We start from the raw sequence: 19,889 nt of genomic DNA, 5'->3' as shown, positions 1-19,889 counted from the left end.
ACGCATAATCTCCTATTAATCAAGACAATGCACTTAACCGTCAATATAAAACAACGTGCGTATCCGCACATTCATGTTGCAAATACGCACGTTTGATACTAAGTGTATTCATTATATCGCTCAATCGGATACTATCCACTTCTCTATATTTCTGGTTTCAGAACTGAAATTAATCCCTACCTTATAAACTTTACGGCCATCAGACATGAAAGGAAGGGCATAGTTTCGGGATTCTATTTGAACTATGGCATCCTCGGCACTGCCTTCAAACTTGAATTCCATTACATAGATATACTGTGGAGTTTTCACGACCATGTCTATCCTGCCCTGCGATATATGATACTCGGCATGAGTATAGAAACCCATCAAACGGGAGACTATGAAAAGAACATTCTGGTAATGAAGCTCTGTGTCGCGAATCAACTCGTATGGAGTGTCAGAAAAGAGACTTTGAAGACGCTCCATGAAACTGTCTATCTTTCCTGCTCGGATATCCTTTATAAAGTTCATTATATGAAAACTGGCATTCTTGCCGTTCATATTCATATAGCAAGGCATAAGGAAGTTAAGGAATCCCTGTTCAACCTCCTCATTAGGAAAACCAAGTATATAATTCTTAAAACGTTCATCATACTCCTTTATCGTAAGATATCCGCTCTGGAAGAACAAAGGAATAGGATTGGTACTTATTGTCTCAAGCCCGGTAAGCTCATCGGCTGTTGCTTCTGCATTACCTGTCAGGTCACTCAGAAGGTAATTGTTCTTCTGAAGGAGTTTTACGAGTATAGTCGGAGTACCGGTGGAGAACCAGTAGTTTTCTATTTTCATCGAAGCGAATGTATTCAATACACTGAAGGGATTGTACATTCCTTCGCTATTGCCGGTAAAGTGATAACCGTCATATTTTTTCTGAAGAAGACTACACGTTTCTTCGTAACTCAAATTCATATTTACCGACAATTCGCGTATATCTGATTCAAAATGAGTTATCAACTCTGTTTCGCTGATACCACACAATGATGCAAACTCATTCTCCATCGTTATATCACGGAGATTATTCAAATCACTGAAAATGCTTACCCTGCTGAATCTGGTCACTCCCGTAAGGAGAGCAAAGCGGATATACTTGTCGCATGATTTCAAGTTACCGTAAAAGGATTTCAGAATACTCCGGTACTCGGACTGAAGTTCCTCATCATCCAATGATTGGATTAAAGGTTTGTCGTACTCGTCAATCAGGATTACTACACCGCGACCGGTCTGTTTTGCAGCCTTTTCTATCAAGTATGCAAAACGCTCTTCAGGAGCACGGTCCTTCTTCTCATCACCATAAACTTCTTCCCATTTTTCAAGATGCTGATTGAAAATACCATAAAGCGCATCAACATCTTTATAATTGCGGCTGTTCAAATCCATGTGAAACACCGGATGAACATTCCACTCTTTCTCCAGTCCTTCTATGGCAAGACCTTCGAACAAATCTTTCCTACCCTCAAAATAAGACTCAAGAGTAGAAATCATCAGACTCTTACCGAAACGGCGCGGACGAGCGAAAAAATAATATACGCCTGTAGAGACAAGACGATGTATAAGCGCAGTCTTGTCGACATAAACAAAACCACCCCTACGCAGTTTCTCGAAGTTCTGGATTCCTATGGGATATAATCTGTTCATATAAATTCTGTTTTTGTATAAAGCACTTACTTTTACAAAGATACACAATGGAACGTGGAGCGACAAATGAATATAAGACAAATTAAAGCAAAAGAAGCGTTAGAAACTTTAAAATAAACATGGGCAAATTTTAATCAAAACGTGGGCAAATTTAAGGTAAAACTTGCCCACACTTTTTTCCAGACTTGAGTAAAGGTATTATTTTTTCCGCTACTCACTTTTCATCACATCACTTGGATTGATGCGTACTGCCTTATTAAGCTGGAACACAATCGTAGCTAATGATACGAAAGCCACCAAGAGAAATGAGAATAAGAAGACTGAAATACCAACCGGTGCTTTTACCACAAAATTAGCCGAGTACACGCTTATGATATACCACGAAACCGGTGTAGCAATTATAAATGCCAGTAAAAACGTAGCTATATATTTACGTCCCAAAAGAAGATATAAATCCTTCATTCTTGCTCCGTTCACCTTTCTTATGGCTATTTCACGATAACGGCGACGTATATCGTACAATGAAATTCCGAAAAGTCCGAGACATACTATGAAGACTGCAATTCCAGAGAACAGAAGATATACATTTGCCAGTCGCTCATCGTTTCTGTACAGATCTTTTACCTTATCCGAGAGCATGGAATACTTGAATGATTCTACTCCATATACATCTTTCTGGACCTGTCGAAGATACTCTATCACTTCGTAAGACATATTACTTTGCCTTACTCATTGAAAACAAGGGACTTACAAAGATTGTCAGCTTAACAGGTAACGATTTGGAAACCAGCGGGCTTCTCTATTCTGCAATGTTCTGCATCAATCAAAAGAACGCTTTTCTCATTTGCAAAAGTAGTGTTTTCTTCCTTATAACCAAAGCTATTCCTCTGAAAAATAGAGAAAATCAAACATCTTATCATTATTGTATATTTGTTGCACATCTTGCTGATGAAAATCAGTCGCACTGTCCTGCTTTTAATTCCATACCGTTTCCACATCATATTTGAGCCTGCCCATTTGCGAATAGCCTGTCGGCAGGTTCGCCTGTCTGTGTGCCGGCAGGCAGGCACGCCGGCAGACCGGTCGGCAGGCAAGCTGGACGGCAGGCCGGTTGGCAGGCAAGCTGGACGGCAGACCGGTTGGAGCGCAGGCAGGCTTGCAGGCCAGCGTGTGTATACCTATACGCTTTTGTTTATTGCACCATTCCTTTGTTGCTTCATTACTACGTTGATAGACGGATGTATTGTACCACCGATTTATATCATCCAAACTCCACCTCTCTAAAGCCACAATCCATTGCTGATACCTTTATTTGAAGTTTCGCTGTTGTAAACCTGCACAACAACACGACAGCAAACCAGCATATCATTGAAACCATGTTGCTTCCTATCTGCATTGAATTACTTTCTTGGTTGTCGGGTTCTGTTCTTCATTGTTTTAGCAAACCATTGGTTCGAGGGTGTGTCAAAATGATGCATCCTCTATTGATTTCTATGCCGCTTTTTACAGTTTCCATCCTGAGATTTGTTCCTGAATGTTCCATAGTTGGGCATACAACCCTTTAGCCTGCATCAATGTTTCATGCGTACCTTTTTCCGTTATCCGTCCGTTATCCAACACGATAATTTGGTCTGCGCCCTTAATAGTTTTAAGTCTGTGGGCAATGGCGATGACAGTACGCCCTTTGATGAGTGTGTCTATGGCTTTCTGTACTTCCACTTCATTTTCGGGGTCAAGTGAGGCGGTCGCTTCGTCAAGCAGGATGATTTGTGCGTCTTTCAGCATGGCACGGGCTATGGATATGCGTTGCTTTTCTCCGCCCGAAAGGGTACACCCTCCTTCGCCTACCAAGGTGTCATATCCTTTGGGCAACCGCATGATGAAATCATGGCAACAGGCTTTTTTAGCTGCAGCTATAATTTCTTCTTCCGTCGCGTCAGTTTTACCAAAGCGGATATTATTGCGTATGGTGTCCTGAAACAGATAGACATCCTGAAATACCATAGAGATGTGGCTCATCAGACTTTCTGGATTTATCTCATTCATCGGAACACCATTGAAAAAGATACATCCTTTCTGTGGGTCGTAGAAACGGGCGCAAAGCTTCATCACCGTACTTTTCCCGCTTCCCGAAGGTCCGACAAGAGCCGTCAAGGAGTTTTTCGGGAGCGTAATGTTTATATCATGCAACACTTCCTTGTCTTGATAGGCAAACGATACGTGTTCAAACCGGATATCGCCTGCTGCCGGGGATTGCCGTTCTCCTTTCATCTCCGGCTCGTTCATCAAGGAAAGGATGCGTCCACCGGCAATGGAAAAATAGCGGAACTCGGTAAAGTTTGTCAGGGCGGAAGTCAGCGGGTCGAACACACGAGAACCGACTACAAGGAATAGCACGAATACAAGGATTGAAAGTTGCCCTCCCAACAGAAGGTAAGTTCCACATAGCACCATCATTGTCAGCCCGGCACGTACTAAAGTGATGCTCAACAAGACGAATGGGCCTAACAAGGCCTCCTGACGGATGCAAGCACGGCGAAGTTCCGCAAAAGCATCGCGCAACCTAACAAAGCGGTCACCTATCAGATTGTACGCTTTCATTACACGAATACCCTGCAAGTATTCTTCCAACCGATTTCCAGCATTTATTTTTGCTTGAATTTGCCTGCCGCTTAACTTCCGCTGTGCCTTTGTGCTTGCCCACAGGACGAGCAAGGCAAACGGCAAGGCCGCAAACATACTGACCGCCATCCTCCAATCTATCCATACAAGCGAAGCAAAAGCCAGTACGGGCATGACTATGGCACCCATAAGTTGGGGCAGGTGGTGCGAAATTCCGGTTTCTGCCATCATGAAGTCCGTAACAAGCATAGACGACAAATCACCCGGATCACGTTTCGACAAAAAGCCCAACGATAGTTTCCGTAAGTGCTCCGCCAGCGACAAACGCCCGGAAGCACTCATTTCGTATGCTCCTCTAAAATTGGCTCGGTAGGATGCCCGTTCTGCCAAAGCCATGACCAGCATATAAACAGCCATAATGCCGAATATCCACCACAGGCGGGTCGTGTCAAGCGGCTGTCCGCTCCCGTCAAATGCACTGAAAATGATACGTATCGCTTCTATAGAAAGACAAAACGGTACTATATTCACTAAGTTGGCAAGCATGGTGTAACCCACCGGCTTGTAAAGTCTTTCCGTGTGACCTATTGTAATATTCTTTATTGCATTCATATCTTATTTTATTTATATGCTATAATATGTATTTCTTCCTTTTTACGGATTGTTCTGATGGATGAAAATCCGGCTTCATGCAACCGCTCTTCCAATTCTGCCGGAGTATAGACAACCATACCGTCTATCCGTTCCGTCCACATTTTTCCAAGTTCGGGGTCGCTCGCTTCCAGACTAATAAGGAAACAACCTCCTTCTCGGAGAACACGCGCCACTTCAGACAACGCAATGTTTACAGGCGACCAAAAATAGACCGTTTCAAAAGCCGTGATAGCATTAAAGAATCCATCCTCATAAGGTAATGAACAAACATTCCCTTGTTGTATGAAACATCTTTTATTCAAGTCTTTTTCGTTGTACTTTTGGGCGAATGAAACACTTTCTTCTGACAGGTCTATGCCGTAGATATTTCCTTTCGGACATAAATTCAATAAACGTTTCAAATTCGCACCACCGCCACAGCCTATATCAAGTACATTCCAATTCGGCTGCCATTCCACTTGCTTCATGCCACGATTAGCTAAGGATGCATGAAAACAATTCATTCCTCGCAAAATCATCCGTCCCCAAAATCCTTGCGGACAACTTGTGTTTTGCAAGACCTTGTTTAAGAAATTCTTCTTTCTCATATTGCTTTTAGTTTTTGTTCAATGTCCAATGGTATGCGCTCGTATAGGCATCCCACATATTTTTATATACACCCTCCGTCACGGACAGCTGTTCATGTTTTCCGCATTGCACAATGCTTCCTTCTTTCATGACGACAATCTGATGCGCAGAAATGATGGAAGAAAGGCGATGGGCAATCACAATGACCGTCTTGTCCTTTATCAGCGACTGCAAAGCCATCTGCATTTTATGCTCGTTTTCAGGGTCAGCGAAAGCAGTCGCTTCGTCCAACACCAGTATCGGAGCATTCTTCAATATGGCACGAGCCACACATATCCGTTGGGCTTCACCGCCGGACAGGAATACACCTTTATCGCCTATCCTTGTTTCGTAGCCTTGCGGCAAACGCTCTATGAAATCGTGGCATTGGGCAGCTTTCGCAGCGGCTATCACCTTTTCTTTCGTGGCATCAGGAGAGCCTACGGCGATGTTCTCATAAAGAGTGTCGTAAAAAAGGAAAGTGTCTTGAAAGACGAATGAAACCATATCCATCAGTTTTGCGGTAGCTATTTGGCGTATATCCGCACCGCCTATACATATTTTCCCTTGCACCACATCCCAGAACCGGGGTATCAGGTTGGCAACCGTTGATTTGCCGCTTCCTGACGGACCGACAAGGGCGGTTATCTTTCCTTGTGGTGCAATGAAGCTGACATCACGCAGGGCTTCCGTCCGTGTTCCCTGTTCTGTGTTCTCGTAGGAGAATAACACATGGCGAAATTCCACATCGTAAGCGGCAGGCACTTGCGGATGTACCGGCTCCGGCACAGGTTTCTTTTCAAGTATGCGGTCGATACGGTTTACACCTTCATCTATGTCGCGCGTATTACCTCCCAAGAATGTCAGTTTATAAACGGGGGAAGCCATACCCGGCCCCATGATAATGAAGAACAGCCATACTACCGCCAATGACAAGGATTGCGGACTGGCTTGCATCAGCAGGATGCCCACAGGAAGAATAAACGTCACCATCGAATTGAGCAAGACGGTAAAGGCAATCATTCCGTTCTGGTAGGTGTCACAGCATTTCAAGGCGAATGTCTTGTACGCCTGAATCTCGGCATTGAACTGACGGAACGAACGGACGCTCTGCCCGAAAATCTTGACGACGGGCATTCCCCGTACATACTGCACGGCGGACGCGCTCATCTTTTCCTGCGCATCGTAATAGATGGCCATGAACTCCCTTGCCCTTTTTCCCATGAAATTGGAAAATTGCAGGAATAAGCTAAGCACCACAACGGCCAGGCACACGACTGTCAGCCACACATCCAGCGAGAAAAAGATGACCAGCATGACCGCCACCGTAGCCACTACATTGACCAAATCCGGAATGGTATGGGCGATGAAGCCCTCTATTTTCTCGATATTCTGGTCCATTGTTTTCTTGATGGCTCCCGTAGAGGTATTGTTCAAATATCCCAAAGACAGTTTGCCGATATGTTCAGACAGACGGACACGCAACCCATACAAGATACGGAATGCAGCCACATGTGAGGACATTAGGGCGGCATAGAGCAATATCAATCCGCCAACAAGCCCTCCAAATGCAATCCATCCCCAACGCATCATGTCCGTTCCGTCCAAAGCGGAAAGATTGGAGCCATTCGACAGCAACTCTTTCAAAATTTCATAAACGGCCCAATAAGGCACAAGCATACACACCGCGCTGCCAGCCGACAGCAGACCTGCTAATATAAGCAGACCTTTCCTTTGTCCCGCTATCTCGAACAGACGGGACAAGCCTTCTTTCTTTTTTGATTTCTCCATTGTTATTACGCTATTTTGAAATGATTTTATATCCGAGCAATGAACTGAATTTGTAGCAAAGCCAAGGGATGCGCCCCAATATCTGCCCAAAGAAAAATCCCCAGCGTGAACGGAAGAACTTCATGTAGTTAGCCTGTTCAATGAGCTTTAAAGACGGTTCCCATTGTTCCACCACATGCCCGTTGCTTATGCCGGAACGGATTTGAGCCTCGTGCTTGCGGAGCGAATCGGGCTTCACACCATGTCGGCTCATTATCGTGCCGCACACGTCAAACCACAATTCACCTCCCCCGAAACGGCTTGCCACGTGATGCAGGAAGGCTTTTACTTGCTTCTCGTAGAAGTACATCAGTACCCCCTCCACGATGAAGATAAATTCTGCATCGGGATGCTTCCGACGCAAGTCATCCATCCAGTCGGTCTCCAACAAAGACGCTTCAATATAGACATTGTCCGGCTGTTCGGGTATCAATTCCCGGCGTAGAGCAATGACCTCAGGCAAATCCAAATCATAAAAGACTGCTTTCTGACTTCCGATACGCTGGAAACGGGTATCCAGTCCACATCCCACATTGACCACGACCGGATGCGAATGTGTCTTAATAAATCGGCGCACGGCGCAATCAAAATACCATCCACGCACCACACATCCCACTTCGCTCAACTTTGCCCCGTCGAACTGGGAATAATCGTATTCCAAACTGTCCGCCAGCCATTCCGCAGTCTTGTCATATAGGATGGGATTATTCCGGCTGCTTTCTTTGGCTCTCATGTATAGCGGAATAAGCAATGTTTCCGCTACAATGCTCTTAAACTCGTATTTCTGTTTCATATTTTGGGATATTTAATAGTGAACGATATTCAGAATTGTTCATAAAAAAAGGAGGAAACCTCCGTGAAGATTTCCTCCTTGCCAACCGTTCTGATGCGGTTGAATGTTCGTATGTACGTTGTCTGTTCATATCTTAATAATAGCCCTCCAACCTTGGATTTCAAACAGGATATAATCGTGCAAAATAGCCTCCATTTCTTGCCGGGGTACGGAATGCATCAATAGTTCCTCGAACATCGTGAACATCCATACCGTATGCAAATGAATGATAAAATCGGACACAGCCGTATTGATTTCGGGATGTTTCCGCTGCATGGACGCGAACCACGCCTTAACCAATTCCGTGGAACGGTCGGTATAATTCTCACGGAAGCGTTCCAATGAAGAACCTTGCGCACGGAACAACAGTATTTCCATTAGCGAACGGTGTTTGTCTATAAGCGAAACATATTCGTCAATGCAGGATTTCAGGTATTTTTCCGACCGCATCATCATAATATCTTCGCCCCGTATGCCGTGGTGTTCTTGCAGCATGGCTTCCAAAGCGCACAAAACAGGACGGACCACTTCACGGAATAATTCATCTTTGCTTGTGAAGTAGTTATAGATATTCCCAACACCAACACTCGACAATTCCGCTATTTCGCGCATGGAAGTCTTGGAATAGCCTTTCTTCTCGAATTGCTGTCTGGCAATCGTCAATATCCGACCCCTTATGTCCTCTTTCAGCACTTGCATTTATAACGAACAATGTCTGTTTTTAATTTTTTGCAAAGGTATAAGGCTTGAAATTGTCGTGCAATACCTATTTTTAGGTATTTTACGTCTTCCAAAACATGGGGAGCAAACCGTTTCGGTATGCCCGAAACACAAACTTGCTCCCCATCAAAACTTCTCCTTGATGGGTTAGCTTTTATGTTTCTTCAAATCAATCCTATTCCATAAAATAAAGTCTTACTTCATTCTACATCAAGCTCAGGTTTATTAGCAGGCTTATTTGAACCTGAAGAACGCCACAGGCTACCACACCGATGCCAAATGCTGCCACGCAGGTGCGAAGCGGTTGGATTGTGCCGGACTTCGCTTTTCTTTGCATCACGGACGCTTGGAACAGCCGTCACGGGTTCGGCGGATAACGCCACTCCCTGCCACAAGCTGCCACGATTGTGCCAACCTATTGTTTGATGCACGATACCCATTTATTTTGCGTCCAAAACCGAGTATCAACATTAAAAACAGTATCGACAATGGAAGTATTGATTTTTCAGAAAGAGGCGTTTGAGGAAATGGCGGCGAAGTTCAGCCGCTTCTCAGACCGTGTGAACGAACTCCTTGCCAAGCAAGGCAGCAAGTCATTAAACCACTGGATGGACAACCAAGAGGTCTGCCAACAGTTAAACATCAGTCCGCGCACCTTGCAGACCCTGCGTGACAACGGCACACTGGCCTATTCGCAGATAAACCACAAGGTGTTTTACCGACCGGAGGATGTGTCGCGCATTGTCAAGCCCGTTGAACGTAAGCTGGCAGACAAAGCCGTTTGATTATTATTGTACCACTAAATCCAATGTAACAATGAGTGAAATGATTACCAAGAACCATGCGCTTGTCGCCGAGTTCGGCGACAGCCTTGACCGTCTGCTGGACGGTATCGAGAACTTTATGGCAAACAGCCGTCCGACATTGGGCGGTGAACGCTTCCTGACGGACAAGGAGGTGTCGGCACGGCTGAAAGTGAGCCGACGCACCTTGCAGGACTACCGCAACAACGGCATAATCGCCTATTACCAGTTGGGCGGCAAGATTCTGTACAAGGAATCGGACATAGAACGGATGCTTGCCGCCAATTATCGGGAGGCGTTCAGATAGGCTGACGGAAATCCCCTGTAAAACGGTGTTACCCTCAAACGGCGTAAGAGATAGCCTTACACGCCGTTTGAGGGTATCTCATACGCCGTCTGAGGTCTGCTCAATTTCCCGCTCTCTTTCCACGTGACGGGGAGAGCGAAAAGAAAAGGTTGACGGGCTGTCTGTTGTTCATGGTCAGCCTGCCCATGATGAACCGCCTGAAAGCCATGCTCTCCCTACTTCTCAACTTGAAGGAAACGGCTATCACCATTTCAAGGCTGTAAACATCGTAGTTTATCCCGTTGTCCTGTTTGATGTACCGCTTTGTTTCGCTTTCCAACAATTCCATGTTTTTGTAGATAGTGTGTATAGTCTTGCGGATGTCGCAGCCGAACACATTGAACGCATCGGACATTTCCTGTTGTGTCATCCAAACGGGAGCGGTCGGCATCGTGACCGCCCCGTTTTCTGTGATTGTGATTATTCCACGTTCCATTGTCATGCCTCATATTATTTATTATTTAAGTTTCGCAAGTAGCTTTATTCCGTTTTCTTCTCTGGACATAGCTTTTTGATGATAGCAATTTTTTGGTTATCATTAGCAATCATCCGGATGATTTCTTCTTCATCTGCCGAAAACAAGTCCGCGATGGCAGACACAATCTGCAAGATCAAATCCCAAATCCTTTCGGTTACGGACAGTTCCATTGTTCCATTAATGGTTTGGTTGAACAATCCTCCTATGGTTTCATAGGCTTCAAACCGCTTGATGAAAGAAAGGATATTGTACTGCATCACGGTCAGGCTGATGCTTGCTATCTGCGAAGAGAAGTTCAGGCATTGGCACTTCCCGAGTTTGAGTAGTCCTTTCATCTCAGAGAAGCAGACTTCAATGGCCCAACGCATGGAATAGATGCGGTATGCTTCAAAAAAGTTCAGTCCGGTATTGGTGGAAAGGAATGCGTTCCATGTTCCTTTCCGTCCTCTTTTACAGAAGAAGATGCGGATTTTCCGGTTGGCATATTCAGCATCTATATAAGCGTAATGACAATTCAGCTTGCGGCTGTACCTGACAGACTTTTCTTTTTTCAGTCTGTCAATGATGGCGGATGCGTTCAAGTTGCCAAACCTGGTCTTGTATCGGGTCTTGCCCATTTTAATCATGCCTATCAGATGGCATTTCAGATGTCTTGAGCAGATGAAATTCAACAAGTCGGCACAAGTAAACCAACTGTCAACCAGCAGATAATCAAAGCGTATGCCTCTCCTGATGGATTCTCTGACCATTTCAATGGAACGGTCGATCTTGTTTTGTCTGTATTCCTTTATACGGGTGTTGACTGCGGAATACCCGTCACGTTTCTTGCTGAAGCGTGCTTTCCGCTGCTTGTCGGTCAATCCTTGCTTCTTTTCAGGGTTCTTGCCTTCCTCCCCGTGAAGCGAGAAGTCAAGCAAGGTATGTGTCTTCCCGTCCGTATGGCACAGGAACAGCCCTTTGAAACCCAAGACGCTCTTGTGAAGAACGTGTGAATAGATGCGGCCTATCATTTCCGTCTTGAAACCTGTTTTCGGCAGGTCGGTATCGTCGATTATCAGACATTGGAGGGATTCTTTCGAGTCCTTCCTCGATGAAATCCGATTCAACAGGCGAATACTCACCAAATAGACAAGTTTGCGCCAGTCAATGTTGTCCTGCTCCATGAAACGATAGAACATATCCTTTTGACAGGAGAAAAACTTGGAAAGTCCCGAATGGTGATATTGGAAAGAGTTCTTGACCATGAAGAACGGGAAGACAAGCAGCAGTTCCAATACTTGAAGACAACTCAACTTGCAATTATGCCGTTTCTCAACACCAATGCAAGACGAACGCAGATTGAAATGACGGATTGTTGTCATAATACAGTTTATTGCCTTGTTGCAATCATTTTTGTGGAAGAACGTATTGAGTTCTGAAATAATATGTGTATTTTTGTTCATAGCTTTTAGTATGAGTTCTTTGAAGGTGGTACTTAAAGATACTCATTTTCTGTGACATACAGAACTAAAAGCTATATTTTTTTACTTGCGAAACTTAAATTTATTATCAATGTTTGTTTCTTTTGGCAGTTCTGGTCTTTTGTACCATTAGCCCGTTCCGTACATCATTCTGACCGCCATCAGGTTGTCCATGTCCTTTGAAATCTTCTTGTCAGTAACCTCCGCGTACCGCTGGGTAGTCCTTATACCTGAGTGACCCATCATCTTGGCAATGCTCTCGATGGGTACCCTCCGAAATCAGGAAAGTTCCGAACGAATGGCGGCTTTTATGGTAGGACAAGTTTTCTTTCCGTCCTATCGCCACGCCCAGCTCGTGTATCTCGAACCACATCTCGTCACGGCTTGGAAGCGGAAACACGGACTTCGTGTCGTCGGTCGTGTTGTAGAGGTCGAGTATCTGTTCCGCTATCGGGTGCAGGGGGATGAACGCCTCCACGTTGGTCTTCTTGCGGTTGATGCGGATGTAACGCCTGCCGTCCGCCGTCGTGCCGATATGGTGCGGATGGAGCAGCATGATGTCCACATACGCCAATCCCGTAAACGTTGAAAACAAAAATGCCCTGCGCCCAAGTTCCTGCAACGGGGCGAGCATGGGTGTTTCAAGGATGGCTTTCAGTTCCGCACGGCTGATGTGCCTGTGCCTCGGCGCGGGCTTCTTCTCGTATTCCATGTCCTCCAACGGGCTGGCACGGAGTATCTCGTAGTCCACGGCGAGGTACACCAGCTTGCTCAGCCAGCACAGGCACTTGTTGATTTGTTGTGCGCTGAAATTCTTGTTGCGCTTCATGAAAGCCTTGTAGGAACTGCCGAACTCCTCCGTGATGTCGGTAAAGTCGATGTCCTCCTTACCCGTTGATGTGAGGTAATCTTTCAGGTACTTCTGATAATACTTTGAGTTCCTGTATGTCGATGTGGAATTTATCTCCTTTGAGCTGGCAAGCAGCCGTTCAAGCTCCCTTTCGCCCATCTGCAACAGCCTGGTGGGGATGACGGCTTTCCTTGCCAACGTATTCTTCAGTATATCCGCACTCACCACGTTCTGTTTCTTTAACGAATCCTCATAAGCAAGTTAAACGGACTTCTTGAACTCCTGCAAGCGGTTGTTCTCGCGGACGGTGCGGATGGTTCCCTTGCTGCTGTTCCAGTCCTCCGGTCTGCAATAGATACCGGTGGTAATTGTGGAACTCTTGCCGTCTATGGTGATGCGGCAGAGGACGGCGGTCGTGCCGTCAGCCTTTACTTTGCTACGGTTGATGTACGGTAATATGGAAAATGTACTGCGCATAATGAAATTCTGATTTTAATTGGTTACAAAACAAGTTTCAAGTCTTTGGTCGCCTCAATGTATTTGTCCATGTCCTCAAACAGCTTTTTCGGAGTGACACGGGCATAGACTTGGGTCGTGGTTATATCGGAGTGACCAAGCATCCGGCTGATGGTTTCAATCGGCACTCCGGCTTCCAGCGTAATCAGCGAGGCGAAGGAGTGGCGTGCCTGATGGTAGCACAAGGTGCTGCTTACCCCTGCGAGGACGGCAAGGGATTTCATGTGCCGGCAGAGGTTCGGATGGTATACCATCGGGAACAGCGTCGGGCGGTTGTCATCATGGTACTTCTCAATCAGGGCGAGTGCTTCCGGCAGCAGTTTCACGCTTGCCCGGAGCTCGTTCTTCTTGCGGCGGTATTTAAGCCACAGGTTGCCCTCATCGTCCGTGTAGAGGTTATCACGGGTGACGCTCACCGCATCCGCATAGGCGGTTCCGGTATAGCAGGCAAACAGGAAAAGGTCACGTACAAGGATATGCGTGGTGCGCCATGCGGGTATCTCCACGTCACGGATTTTCTCGAAGTCCTCACGGCTCAACGCCCTCGGTGTACGCTCTGTCTTTTGCGGTAAGGTGAAATTTGCAAAGAAGCATCTTTCCGCATACCCCTCCTTGTAGGCGATGCGGCATACCTTTTTCAAGATAGCAAGATAGTGGCGCACGGTATCCACCGCCAAGCCTTTCACGTCCATGACATAATTCTGGTAATCGTGGATGAACTGTTCGGAAAGCTGCCCGAAAGCGATGTCCTTCGTCTTGAACTGCCACTCAATGAACTAGCCCAATGTCCTTCTCATGTAGTAATAGCCGGGATAGATTCCTTTGGCACGGTCGATGCCGATACGCGACTTCAAGTCCTCGCAGATGCGGTCGGTCATTCTCAGCAGGGTCATCTGCGTGTCCATGCTTCCCTGAAACAAGTCCTTGACCGCCGTTGCGTCAAAGTCCTGCCCACGTTCCACCAGCGTGTCAAACGCCGCATTGACCGCAAGCAGCAGCTTGTCCAGTTTAGCGTTGGTTTCCACCGCTTCGCGGCTCTTGCCGTCCAGACGGCTTTCCCGTGCGTTCCACAACTCCGGCTTGCATGACAGCTTGCATCCGAACTGCGCCATCGTGCGGTTCACCGTTATCCTTCCCATTATCGGGGCTTTGCCCGACTTGTCCGTTCCGCTCTTTTTCAGGTAGAGCAGCACCTTGAATTTTTCTACTTTCATACGCTTACTGTTTTTGTCGCAAAATTAACTTATGAGTAAGCGTCCATTGATTTGCAGAACGGTGCGTATCGGCGCAATCGGCACGGGCTTGCAACAATTTCATTTTCTGTGCGTTACCTGTCCTTGCTTCGGTAACTGACGGCTAACGGCTTGGTAACTGAAATGGCTCAATATTCCGCACTCCGTTGCGTTTCCGGCATTTGGCAGAATAGTGAAAAACCGATCATTTCAAACGGGTTAGGTTTTATCTTTACTTGTTTGCTGACGGCTGCTTTGTGGGTTCTGTTCCACCTGGCTCGCCCTACCCTCACGACAAGCTATCTCGTATCTGTCACCACGATCCTTATCTGAGATTATGAACACCGTAGGAGCAGGCCCGCCACTTATATGCCCCGGATAATAATCATTTACCACACCGACAACAGGTATAGGAGTGTCATTGATGAGATTACAGAATACAGTGGCTCCATCTGTCGAAGTATATCCGAAAGCTTTCATTGCCGACTGTGTAAGCAGACATACCTGCCCGTCAATATTTTCGGGCAATCCTCCCTCGATAAATTTCAGCCTGTATATATCAAAGAACTGAGGTGTCACCATATAGGGCACAGCCGATACTGTCCGGTTCTTGTTATCAGTAAATGTCATATAATATGTAAATCCTACGATATAGTATGGCGACGCAGTCCACGAGCGTATATCAGGACATTCATTCAAGGCTTTGTCTATCGCCTTAACGTGCTGCAGACGTAACTGAATATTCTCCGGTGAATAAGAACTATAGTCTCTCGACTCGTAAACAAGTTTGGCATGTATTATGTCTTTTGTTTCGAATCCGGGAGGAGTATTCAGCATAAAGCGGAGCTGGCTGTTGAAATAGAATGCCAACATTATCAGTATGAATGTGAGAAGATACTGTACAAAAAGGAATGTCATACGCGAATTCATCGAACCGGTAAATGTATTTCCCAATGTACGCAACGAAAGTGCGGGCATCATCTTCCGGCATCGGTAATAGAAATATGACGTCACAGACAGAGGCAAAAGTATGAGGAAAGCTAAAGATATCCATAAATCGAACCAGCTATACGACAAAGCTGTCCCGAAAATGCCGTTTACAAAGCTTTGTGTCACCTCTATCAGAAGCCATGCCACAAACATAGAAAGAATAATGAGTAAGGCATTTTCTACATATATCTGCATAAAAAGTGTTTTCGCAGATGCTCCGAACACTTTACGCAGTGTATGCAGACGCCCGCGCTTCACCATCACCACCATATAGAGATTTACAAAGTTTATCACTCCTGCTAAGAATATCATAACGCACATTCCGATGAATACGTACAGCTGCATCCGGTTACCGCTGTTTCCCGAATAGGGCGCGGAGTTATACATCAAAGCCTGCGACCAGTAAATTTCCTTTACAGGAATGAGTGAGAATGTATATTTGCGTGTGTCATACTGCAAGGCGTGCGGATTGATATAGCGCGAAACACGTCCCATCGCATTTGCCGTCTCGACAGCCGCCTCCGACTCTATATGGACGAACTCCATTGGCATATGCTCCCACGCGTTGGACATGGCATACGACAACACGATGTCGAAATCAAGAGTCCTCTTGCAATCGGGCAGCCTCAATACACCGGAAACCACCACATCCTTACCATTGGCATATCTAAGCTTTCGGCCTATAGGGTTCTCATTGCCAAATATCCTTGCCGCAAACTCTTCCGTAAGCAATGCGGCATCGGGTGCATCAAGTGAGAGGTATCCTTGGGCAGGCTCGTATCTGAAGATTTTAAAGAATTCATTATCCGCCACAATTCCGTTCATGATATAGCGCTCGCCCCCATACTCTACATAGTCCTGTTCGAGAAGGGTGAGCCGGGCACGTGCGATAATATATCTACTGTCAATGTACATACTGTCACGCTGATCCATCTCTGCAATGGATAATACCGGGTTATCGCCATCCCACATAACTGAGACTCCATATACGGAGCTTCTGTCCACACAGTTACTGTCAACAGAAAGCTCGCTGTTAATATACCGCAATAGTATAATACAGCATGCCAGACTTAACGACAGACCTATAAGATTTATTATTGTGTAAGATTTCAGGCGTACCAGAAAACGCCAAGCATAAATTATAGTTTTCATACTTCAAATTCCTTTTAAAAATAAATAATACCGAGACGCTTTGTAGTTTTAACTAAAACACCAATTCCTCCGCGTCGCCAAAGTTATCATATCCTGATGTAATCACACAATCTCCGGGCTGCAAACCTTCGGTTATTTCATATTGCCGCGGATTCTGACGGCCAATGGTTATTGGTACTTTATATGCCCGTGTCTTGTCTTCACTAAGCTTGTAAATCCATCGGCCACCTGTATGCTGGTAGAAATTACCGCGCGAAATTACAACTGCCTGCTCCGGCTGTCCCAACTCTATCTGTACTCTGAAACTTTTACCCAAACGGACATTGTCCGGCATATCTCCGGTAAAGGCCAAATCGACATCAAACGTGCGATCCTTAACTTCAGGAACTACCTTGGTTACCTTTAAAGAATATTTCTCTCCCTGATTTGATACCGTAGCCGGTAGTCCGGTTGTTATCCTGTCGATGTAATACTCGCTTAGCGAAGTGTGTACCTTAAACTGGTCAAGAACTTTTACTTCTGCAATGTTCTCGCCTGCTCCCACCTGCTGACCCAAAGTTACCCTGACAAAACTCAATTGTCCGTCCACCGGTGCCCGTACCACCAGGTCATTCATCCTTTCCAGACCACGCTGCAGTTTCTTCAGTTCCCTGTCGTGATCGTTCTTCAGAAGCTCTTTTCGGATAACTGTCATGGCAGAATCGCTGCGAAGACTGCGCAATTTCAGGCGTGTGGATTCCGTCTTATACTCATACTCGTCGCGCGACACTTCAAGCTGTGCCTTACTGCGTATTCCCATTTCGTATTCTTCTTTTTCGAGGGCGAAACTTTTTCTGATTTTGTTAAGTTCATATTCAGCTTCCAGTGTCTGCTGTTTCAGGACAAGAGTTTTCTGCTCCATCTCAAGCTCCTTCTCACGATAAGACATCATCTGTTTTTCCCAATCATCTCGCTGGTCGTCGATATCTCTCATCAGATTCGGATTGGAAAGTATCAGTATCGTATCTCCTTTCTTCATCAGTCTACCCTCTTCGGCTACGATGCTGCTCACATTCCCGGCCTCACGGGTGTTAACCAGTATTGTCATAATAGGCTGTACTATGCCTTCTACATCAACGTACTCCATAAAATCCGAATCAGTGACTTCCGACGTCTGTATCTTGTCGATGTCTATCCGCAACCGGCGGGGACCGGACGCAAGAACTATCACATAAACTATCCCGGCAAGGATTACTGCCCCGCCTGCAATCCTGTACTTGTAGCGTATGTACCAGGGTTTCTTCTTTAGCTTTATATCCATAAGTGTAATGTTTTTTTACCGTCAGAATTCAAGATTATGCCATATCGGGCATTTATTCATAAAATCATACTGTGTTATACTGCGCAGCCCGTAGTATAGAGTCCAGTATGTCTGCATGGCTGATATGTAGTTCCGAAGTGCAGAGTCCTTTTCTGTTGTCGCAGCATTTAGGTCCAAGACTGAGGATTTACCCATAAGATAAAGTTTGAGAGCTACTTCGTAGCGTTTAGTGGCAGTCCGTTCTGTCTTTCGTGCCACAGTCACCTGCTGCGACTGAAGATTGAACTGGCGTACCATCTTCCTGACATTCAGTTCGAAGTCCGTCATGGCCTGAGCCACCTGTGTCTCCACCAGTTCTACATTCGATTTTGCCACTTTCACTTTTCCCTTTCCTCGTCCCCAGTCCAATATCGGTATTGCAATGGAAAGACTCACATACTGCTGGTCGAGCGGGTTACTATAAGAATCCTTAAAAATATCTGCCGTCTGCGACAGACCGAACTGCAGATACAAATCTGCCTTTAATCCTCTTGACGCCTTTGCAGATGCAAGCTGACTGCGGCTTTCAAGTTTCTGCCTTTTATACAAGTCTATGTCCGGACTGTTCTCGTATGCCTGTCTGAGAGCCTCATCAAGCGGTACATCAAAATAGTATATGCTGTCGGCAGGAACTACTTCTATTTCCGCATCATCATTTATACCAAGAAAAGAACGCAACGTAAGCATGGCATTTTCAACCTCTATTCCGGCATTCATCATGTTTGTTTCCTCATTCAGTTTGTTCACTTCCAGTTGAAGCATCTCATTTTCGGTGATACTGCCTATGTTATATCTCCCGCGCGCATATCTGTACAATGTATCGGCAGAAGCATAATTGGAACGTGCTATATTAAGATTGGTCTGTGCCGAAGCAAGGGCATAGAAAAGCTGACAGGTTCTTGATGCGATAAGTTCCATAGTCTCTGCATAAGTCTTGCATGCCTCACGATATCTTACCGGCTCGATGCGCTTGTCCCATTTCAGATAGTTATATCCGAAGAGCGACTGGCTGTAACCGATGGAAAACGGTTGGGTGTTATATGCCCTACCATTGCTTCCAAACTCGTCAATCCTCTGTGTAGAAGTCTGTACGAAAAAATTTCCACCAGTGAAAGATACATTCTGGCTAATCTGCAATCCCAGGTCGGTACTCAATTTATTCTGACGGATGAACTGCTCTGTACCGTCCGGCTGGGTAATCTTGTTAATCTGCCTGTTAAGGTATGGATTGGAAATCAGACTGACCGATGGCAGATAGTTGGCACGGAATGAACGGTAATTCCAATAGGCGGCACGGTATGTATGCCTTGCAGCCTGCACCTCCGGAGAATTATCGTGTGCCAGCGATATGGCATCCTCAAGAGTGAGCGTAAGTTTCCTGTTTGCATCACCTGCATAAACAATGACTGCGGTACAAACTGTTAAAACCAAAATCAGAAATATTCTTATTCGTTTCACAGCAACTGTAAGTCAATGAAGTTAAATGAAAATAATTTATCCGCTATATTAAAATCAAAAACTATGCCATTATGCTATATCATTATTATTCAGATATTTAAAAGAAATAGACCGTTAACAATATCGTGCGTATACGCACAAAAAACGTGCGATAACGCACATACAACACATTGTTTAAAGTATTATATTTGCAAAAACACGGTGCGACAAGAAGTCGTACAAGTAATTGTTCAGCATGATGTCTGAACCTGTTGTTCCGTCAACAGTAGCCTAAAGAGGCGTGCTTTACGAGTAATTGTTTGGTGCGAAGCCCTCTTGACAATATGG

General features: G+C 45.6%; 15 protein-coding genes and 2 pseudogenes. 2 read left to right on the top strand and 15 right to left on the bottom strand.

Going from position 1 to position 19,889, the window contains the following annotated elements; all coding sequences use genetic code 11:
* Window positions 1–120: 120 nt before the first annotated feature.
* The 8 genes from I6E11_RS06950 to I6E11_RS06920 form a co-directional block, all read right to left on the bottom strand.
* Window positions 121–1,674 (bottom strand): ATP-binding protein, encoded by a 1,554-nt coding sequence (locus I6E11_RS06950; protein ID WP_235337282.1) that lies wholly within the window; start codon window positions 1,672–1,674, stop codon window positions 121–123.
* A 210-nt stretch (window positions 1,675–1,884) separates the two neighbouring features.
* Window positions 1,885–2,388 (bottom strand): ABC transporter permease, encoded by a 504-nt coding sequence (locus I6E11_RS06945; RefSeq protein WP_235337281.1) that lies wholly within the window; start codon window positions 2,386–2,388, stop codon window positions 1,885–1,887.
* 547 nt (window positions 2,389–2,935) lie between these two features.
* Window positions 2,936–3,070: a hypothetical protein gene (locus tag I6E11_RS15055; RefSeq protein WP_262911683.1), complete on the bottom strand. Its 135-nt coding sequence runs from the start codon at window positions 3,068–3,070 to the stop codon at window positions 2,936–2,938.
* Window positions 3,071–3,177: 107 nt separating this feature from the next.
* Window positions 3,178–4,908 (bottom strand): ABC transporter ATP-binding protein, encoded by a 1,731-nt coding sequence (locus I6E11_RS06940; RefSeq protein ID WP_235337279.1) that lies wholly within the window; start codon window positions 4,906–4,908, stop codon window positions 3,178–3,180.
* 8 nt (window positions 4,909–4,916) lie between these two features.
* On the bottom strand, window positions 4,917–5,537 hold the full coding sequence (locus tag I6E11_RS06935; protein ID WP_204404243.1) for a class I SAM-dependent methyltransferase: 621 nt from the start codon (window positions 5,535–5,537) through the stop codon (window positions 4,917–4,919).
* Window positions 5,538–5,544: 7 nt separating this feature from the next.
* The gene (locus I6E11_RS06930; RefSeq protein ID WP_235337315.1) at window positions 5,545–7,347 is read right to left on the bottom strand and encodes an ABC transporter ATP-binding protein; all 1,803 of its coding nucleotides are present in this window, start codon (window positions 7,345–7,347) and stop codon (window positions 5,545–5,547) included.
* A gap of 10 nt (window positions 7,348–7,357) precedes the next feature.
* Window positions 7,358–8,179 (bottom strand): class I SAM-dependent methyltransferase, encoded by an 822-nt coding sequence (locus I6E11_RS06925; protein WP_235337277.1) that lies wholly within the window; start codon window positions 8,177–8,179, stop codon window positions 7,358–7,360.
* Window positions 8,180–8,305: 126 nt separating this feature from the next.
* Window positions 8,306–8,917: a TetR/AcrR family transcriptional regulator gene (locus I6E11_RS06920; RefSeq protein ID WP_141427651.1), complete on the bottom strand. Its 612-nt coding sequence runs from the start codon at window positions 8,915–8,917 to the stop codon at window positions 8,306–8,308.
* A 509-nt stretch (window positions 8,918–9,426) separates the two neighbouring features.
* Here I6E11_RS06920 and I6E11_RS06915 point away from each other — a divergent pair.
* Both I6E11_RS06915 and I6E11_RS06910 read left to right on the top strand, forming a co-directional pair.
* Window positions 9,427–9,723 carry a helix-turn-helix domain-containing protein gene (locus tag I6E11_RS06915; protein WP_235337276.1) on the top strand — a complete coding sequence of 99 codons (297 nt, stop codon included), beginning with the start codon at window positions 9,427–9,429 and terminating at the stop codon, window positions 9,721–9,723.
* Between the two features lie 31 nt (window positions 9,724–9,754).
* Window positions 9,755–10,048, top strand: coding sequence for a helix-turn-helix domain-containing protein (locus I6E11_RS06910; RefSeq protein ID WP_204434818.1), 294 nt, complete (start codon window positions 9,755–9,757; stop codon window positions 10,046–10,048).
* A 100-nt stretch (window positions 10,049–10,148) separates the two neighbouring features.
* Here the strand turns inward: I6E11_RS06910 and I6E11_RS06905 are convergent, their stop codons facing one another.
* The 7 genes and pseudogenes from I6E11_RS06905 to I6E11_RS06875 all read right to left on the bottom strand — a co-directional run bounded on the left by I6E11_RS06905 (window position 10,149) and on the right by I6E11_RS06875 (window position 19,535).
* On the bottom strand, window positions 10,149–10,523 hold the full coding sequence (locus tag I6E11_RS06905; RefSeq protein WP_235337275.1) for a virulence RhuM family protein: 375 nt from the start codon (window positions 10,521–10,523) through the stop codon (window positions 10,149–10,151).
* A 44-nt stretch (window positions 10,524–10,567) separates the two neighbouring features.
* Window positions 10,568–12,007, bottom strand: coding sequence for an IS4 family transposase (locus I6E11_RS06900; protein WP_235337274.1), 1,440 nt, complete (start codon window positions 12,005–12,007; stop codon window positions 10,568–10,570).
* 147 nt (window positions 12,008–12,154) lie between these two features.
* Window positions 12,155–13,352 (bottom strand): annotated as a pseudogene (locus I6E11_RS06895) (site-specific integrase).
* Between the two features lie 23 nt (window positions 13,353–13,375).
* Window positions 13,376–14,605 (bottom strand): annotated as a pseudogene (locus tag I6E11_RS06890) (tyrosine-type recombinase/integrase).
* Window positions 14,606–14,842: 237 nt separating this feature from the next.
* The gene (locus I6E11_RS06885) at window positions 14,843–16,765 is read right to left on the bottom strand and encodes an ABC transporter permease (protein WP_235337273.1); all 1,923 of its coding nucleotides are present in this window, start codon (window positions 16,763–16,765) and stop codon (window positions 14,843–14,845) included.
* Between the two features lie 52 nt (window positions 16,766–16,817).
* The gene (locus I6E11_RS06880) at window positions 16,818–18,065 is read right to left on the bottom strand and encodes an efflux RND transporter periplasmic adaptor subunit (protein ID WP_235337272.1); all 1,248 of its coding nucleotides are present in this window, start codon (window positions 18,063–18,065) and stop codon (window positions 16,818–16,820) included.
* Between the two features lie 21 nt (window positions 18,066–18,086).
* A complete protein-coding gene (locus I6E11_RS06875; RefSeq protein WP_262911684.1) occupies window positions 18,087–19,535 on the bottom strand; it encodes a TolC family protein in 1,449 nt (482 codons plus the stop codon).
* Between the last annotated feature and the right edge of the window lie 354 nt (window positions 19,536–19,889).

Origin of the sequence: Bacteroides caecigallinarum, from assembly GCF_021531075.1 — a bacterium.
GTDB lineage: Bacteria > Bacteroidota > Bacteroidia > Bacteroidales > Bacteroidaceae > Phocaeicola > Phocaeicola caecigallinarum_B.
Note: the sequence above shows the minus strand (reverse complement) of the source record. Positions and strands in the feature narration are given on the sequence as shown.

Excerpts from the sequence above, each read along its gene's own strand:
- I6E11_RS06950 (WP_235337282.1), bottom strand. The coding sequence starts at position 1,674 with ATGAACAGATTATATCCCATAGGAATCCAGAACTTCGAGAAACTGCGT.
- I6E11_RS06945 (WP_235337281.1), bottom strand. The coding sequence starts at position 2,388 with ATGTCTTACGAAGTGATAGAGTATCTTCGACAGGTCCAGAAAGATGTA.
- I6E11_RS15055 (WP_262911683.1), bottom strand. The coding sequence starts at position 3,070 with ATGCAGATAGGAAGCAACATGGTTTCAATGATATGCTGGTTTGCTGTC.
- I6E11_RS06940 (WP_235337279.1), bottom strand. The coding sequence starts at position 4,908 with ATGAATGCAATAAAGAATATTACAATAGGTCACACGGAAAGACTTTAC.
- I6E11_RS06935 (WP_204404243.1), bottom strand. The coding sequence starts at position 5,537 with ATGAGAAAGAAGAATTTCTTAAACAAGGTCTTGCAAAACACAAGTTGT.
- I6E11_RS06930 (WP_235337315.1), bottom strand. The coding sequence starts at position 7,347 with ATGGAGAAATCAAAAAAGAAAGAAGGCTTGTCCCGTCTGTTCGAGATA.
- I6E11_RS06925 (WP_235337277.1), bottom strand. The coding sequence starts at position 8,179 with ATGAAACAGAAATACGAGTTTAAGAGCATTGTAGCGGAAACATTGCTT.
- I6E11_RS06920 (WP_141427651.1), bottom strand. The coding sequence starts at position 8,917 with ATGCAAGTGCTGAAAGAGGACATAAGGGGTCGGATATTGACGATTGCC.
- I6E11_RS06915 (WP_235337276.1), top strand. The coding sequence starts at position 9,427 with ATGGAAGTATTGATTTTTCAGAAAGAGGCGTTTGAGGAAATGGCGGCG.
- I6E11_RS06910 (WP_204434818.1), top strand. The coding sequence starts at position 9,755 with ATGAGTGAAATGATTACCAAGAACCATGCGCTTGTCGCCGAGTTCGGC.
- I6E11_RS06905 (WP_235337275.1), bottom strand. The coding sequence starts at position 10,523 with ATGGAACGTGGAATAATCACAATCACAGAAAACGGGGCGGTCACGATG.
- I6E11_RS06900 (WP_235337274.1), bottom strand. The coding sequence starts at position 12,007 with ATGAACAAAAATACACATATTATTTCAGAACTCAATACGTTCTTCCAC.
- I6E11_RS06885 (WP_235337273.1), bottom strand. The coding sequence starts at position 16,765 with ATGAAAACTATAATTTATGCTTGGCGTTTTCTGGTACGCCTGAAATCT.
- I6E11_RS06880 (WP_235337272.1), bottom strand. The coding sequence starts at position 18,065 with ATGGATATAAAGCTAAAGAAGAAACCCTGGTACATACGCTACAAGTAC.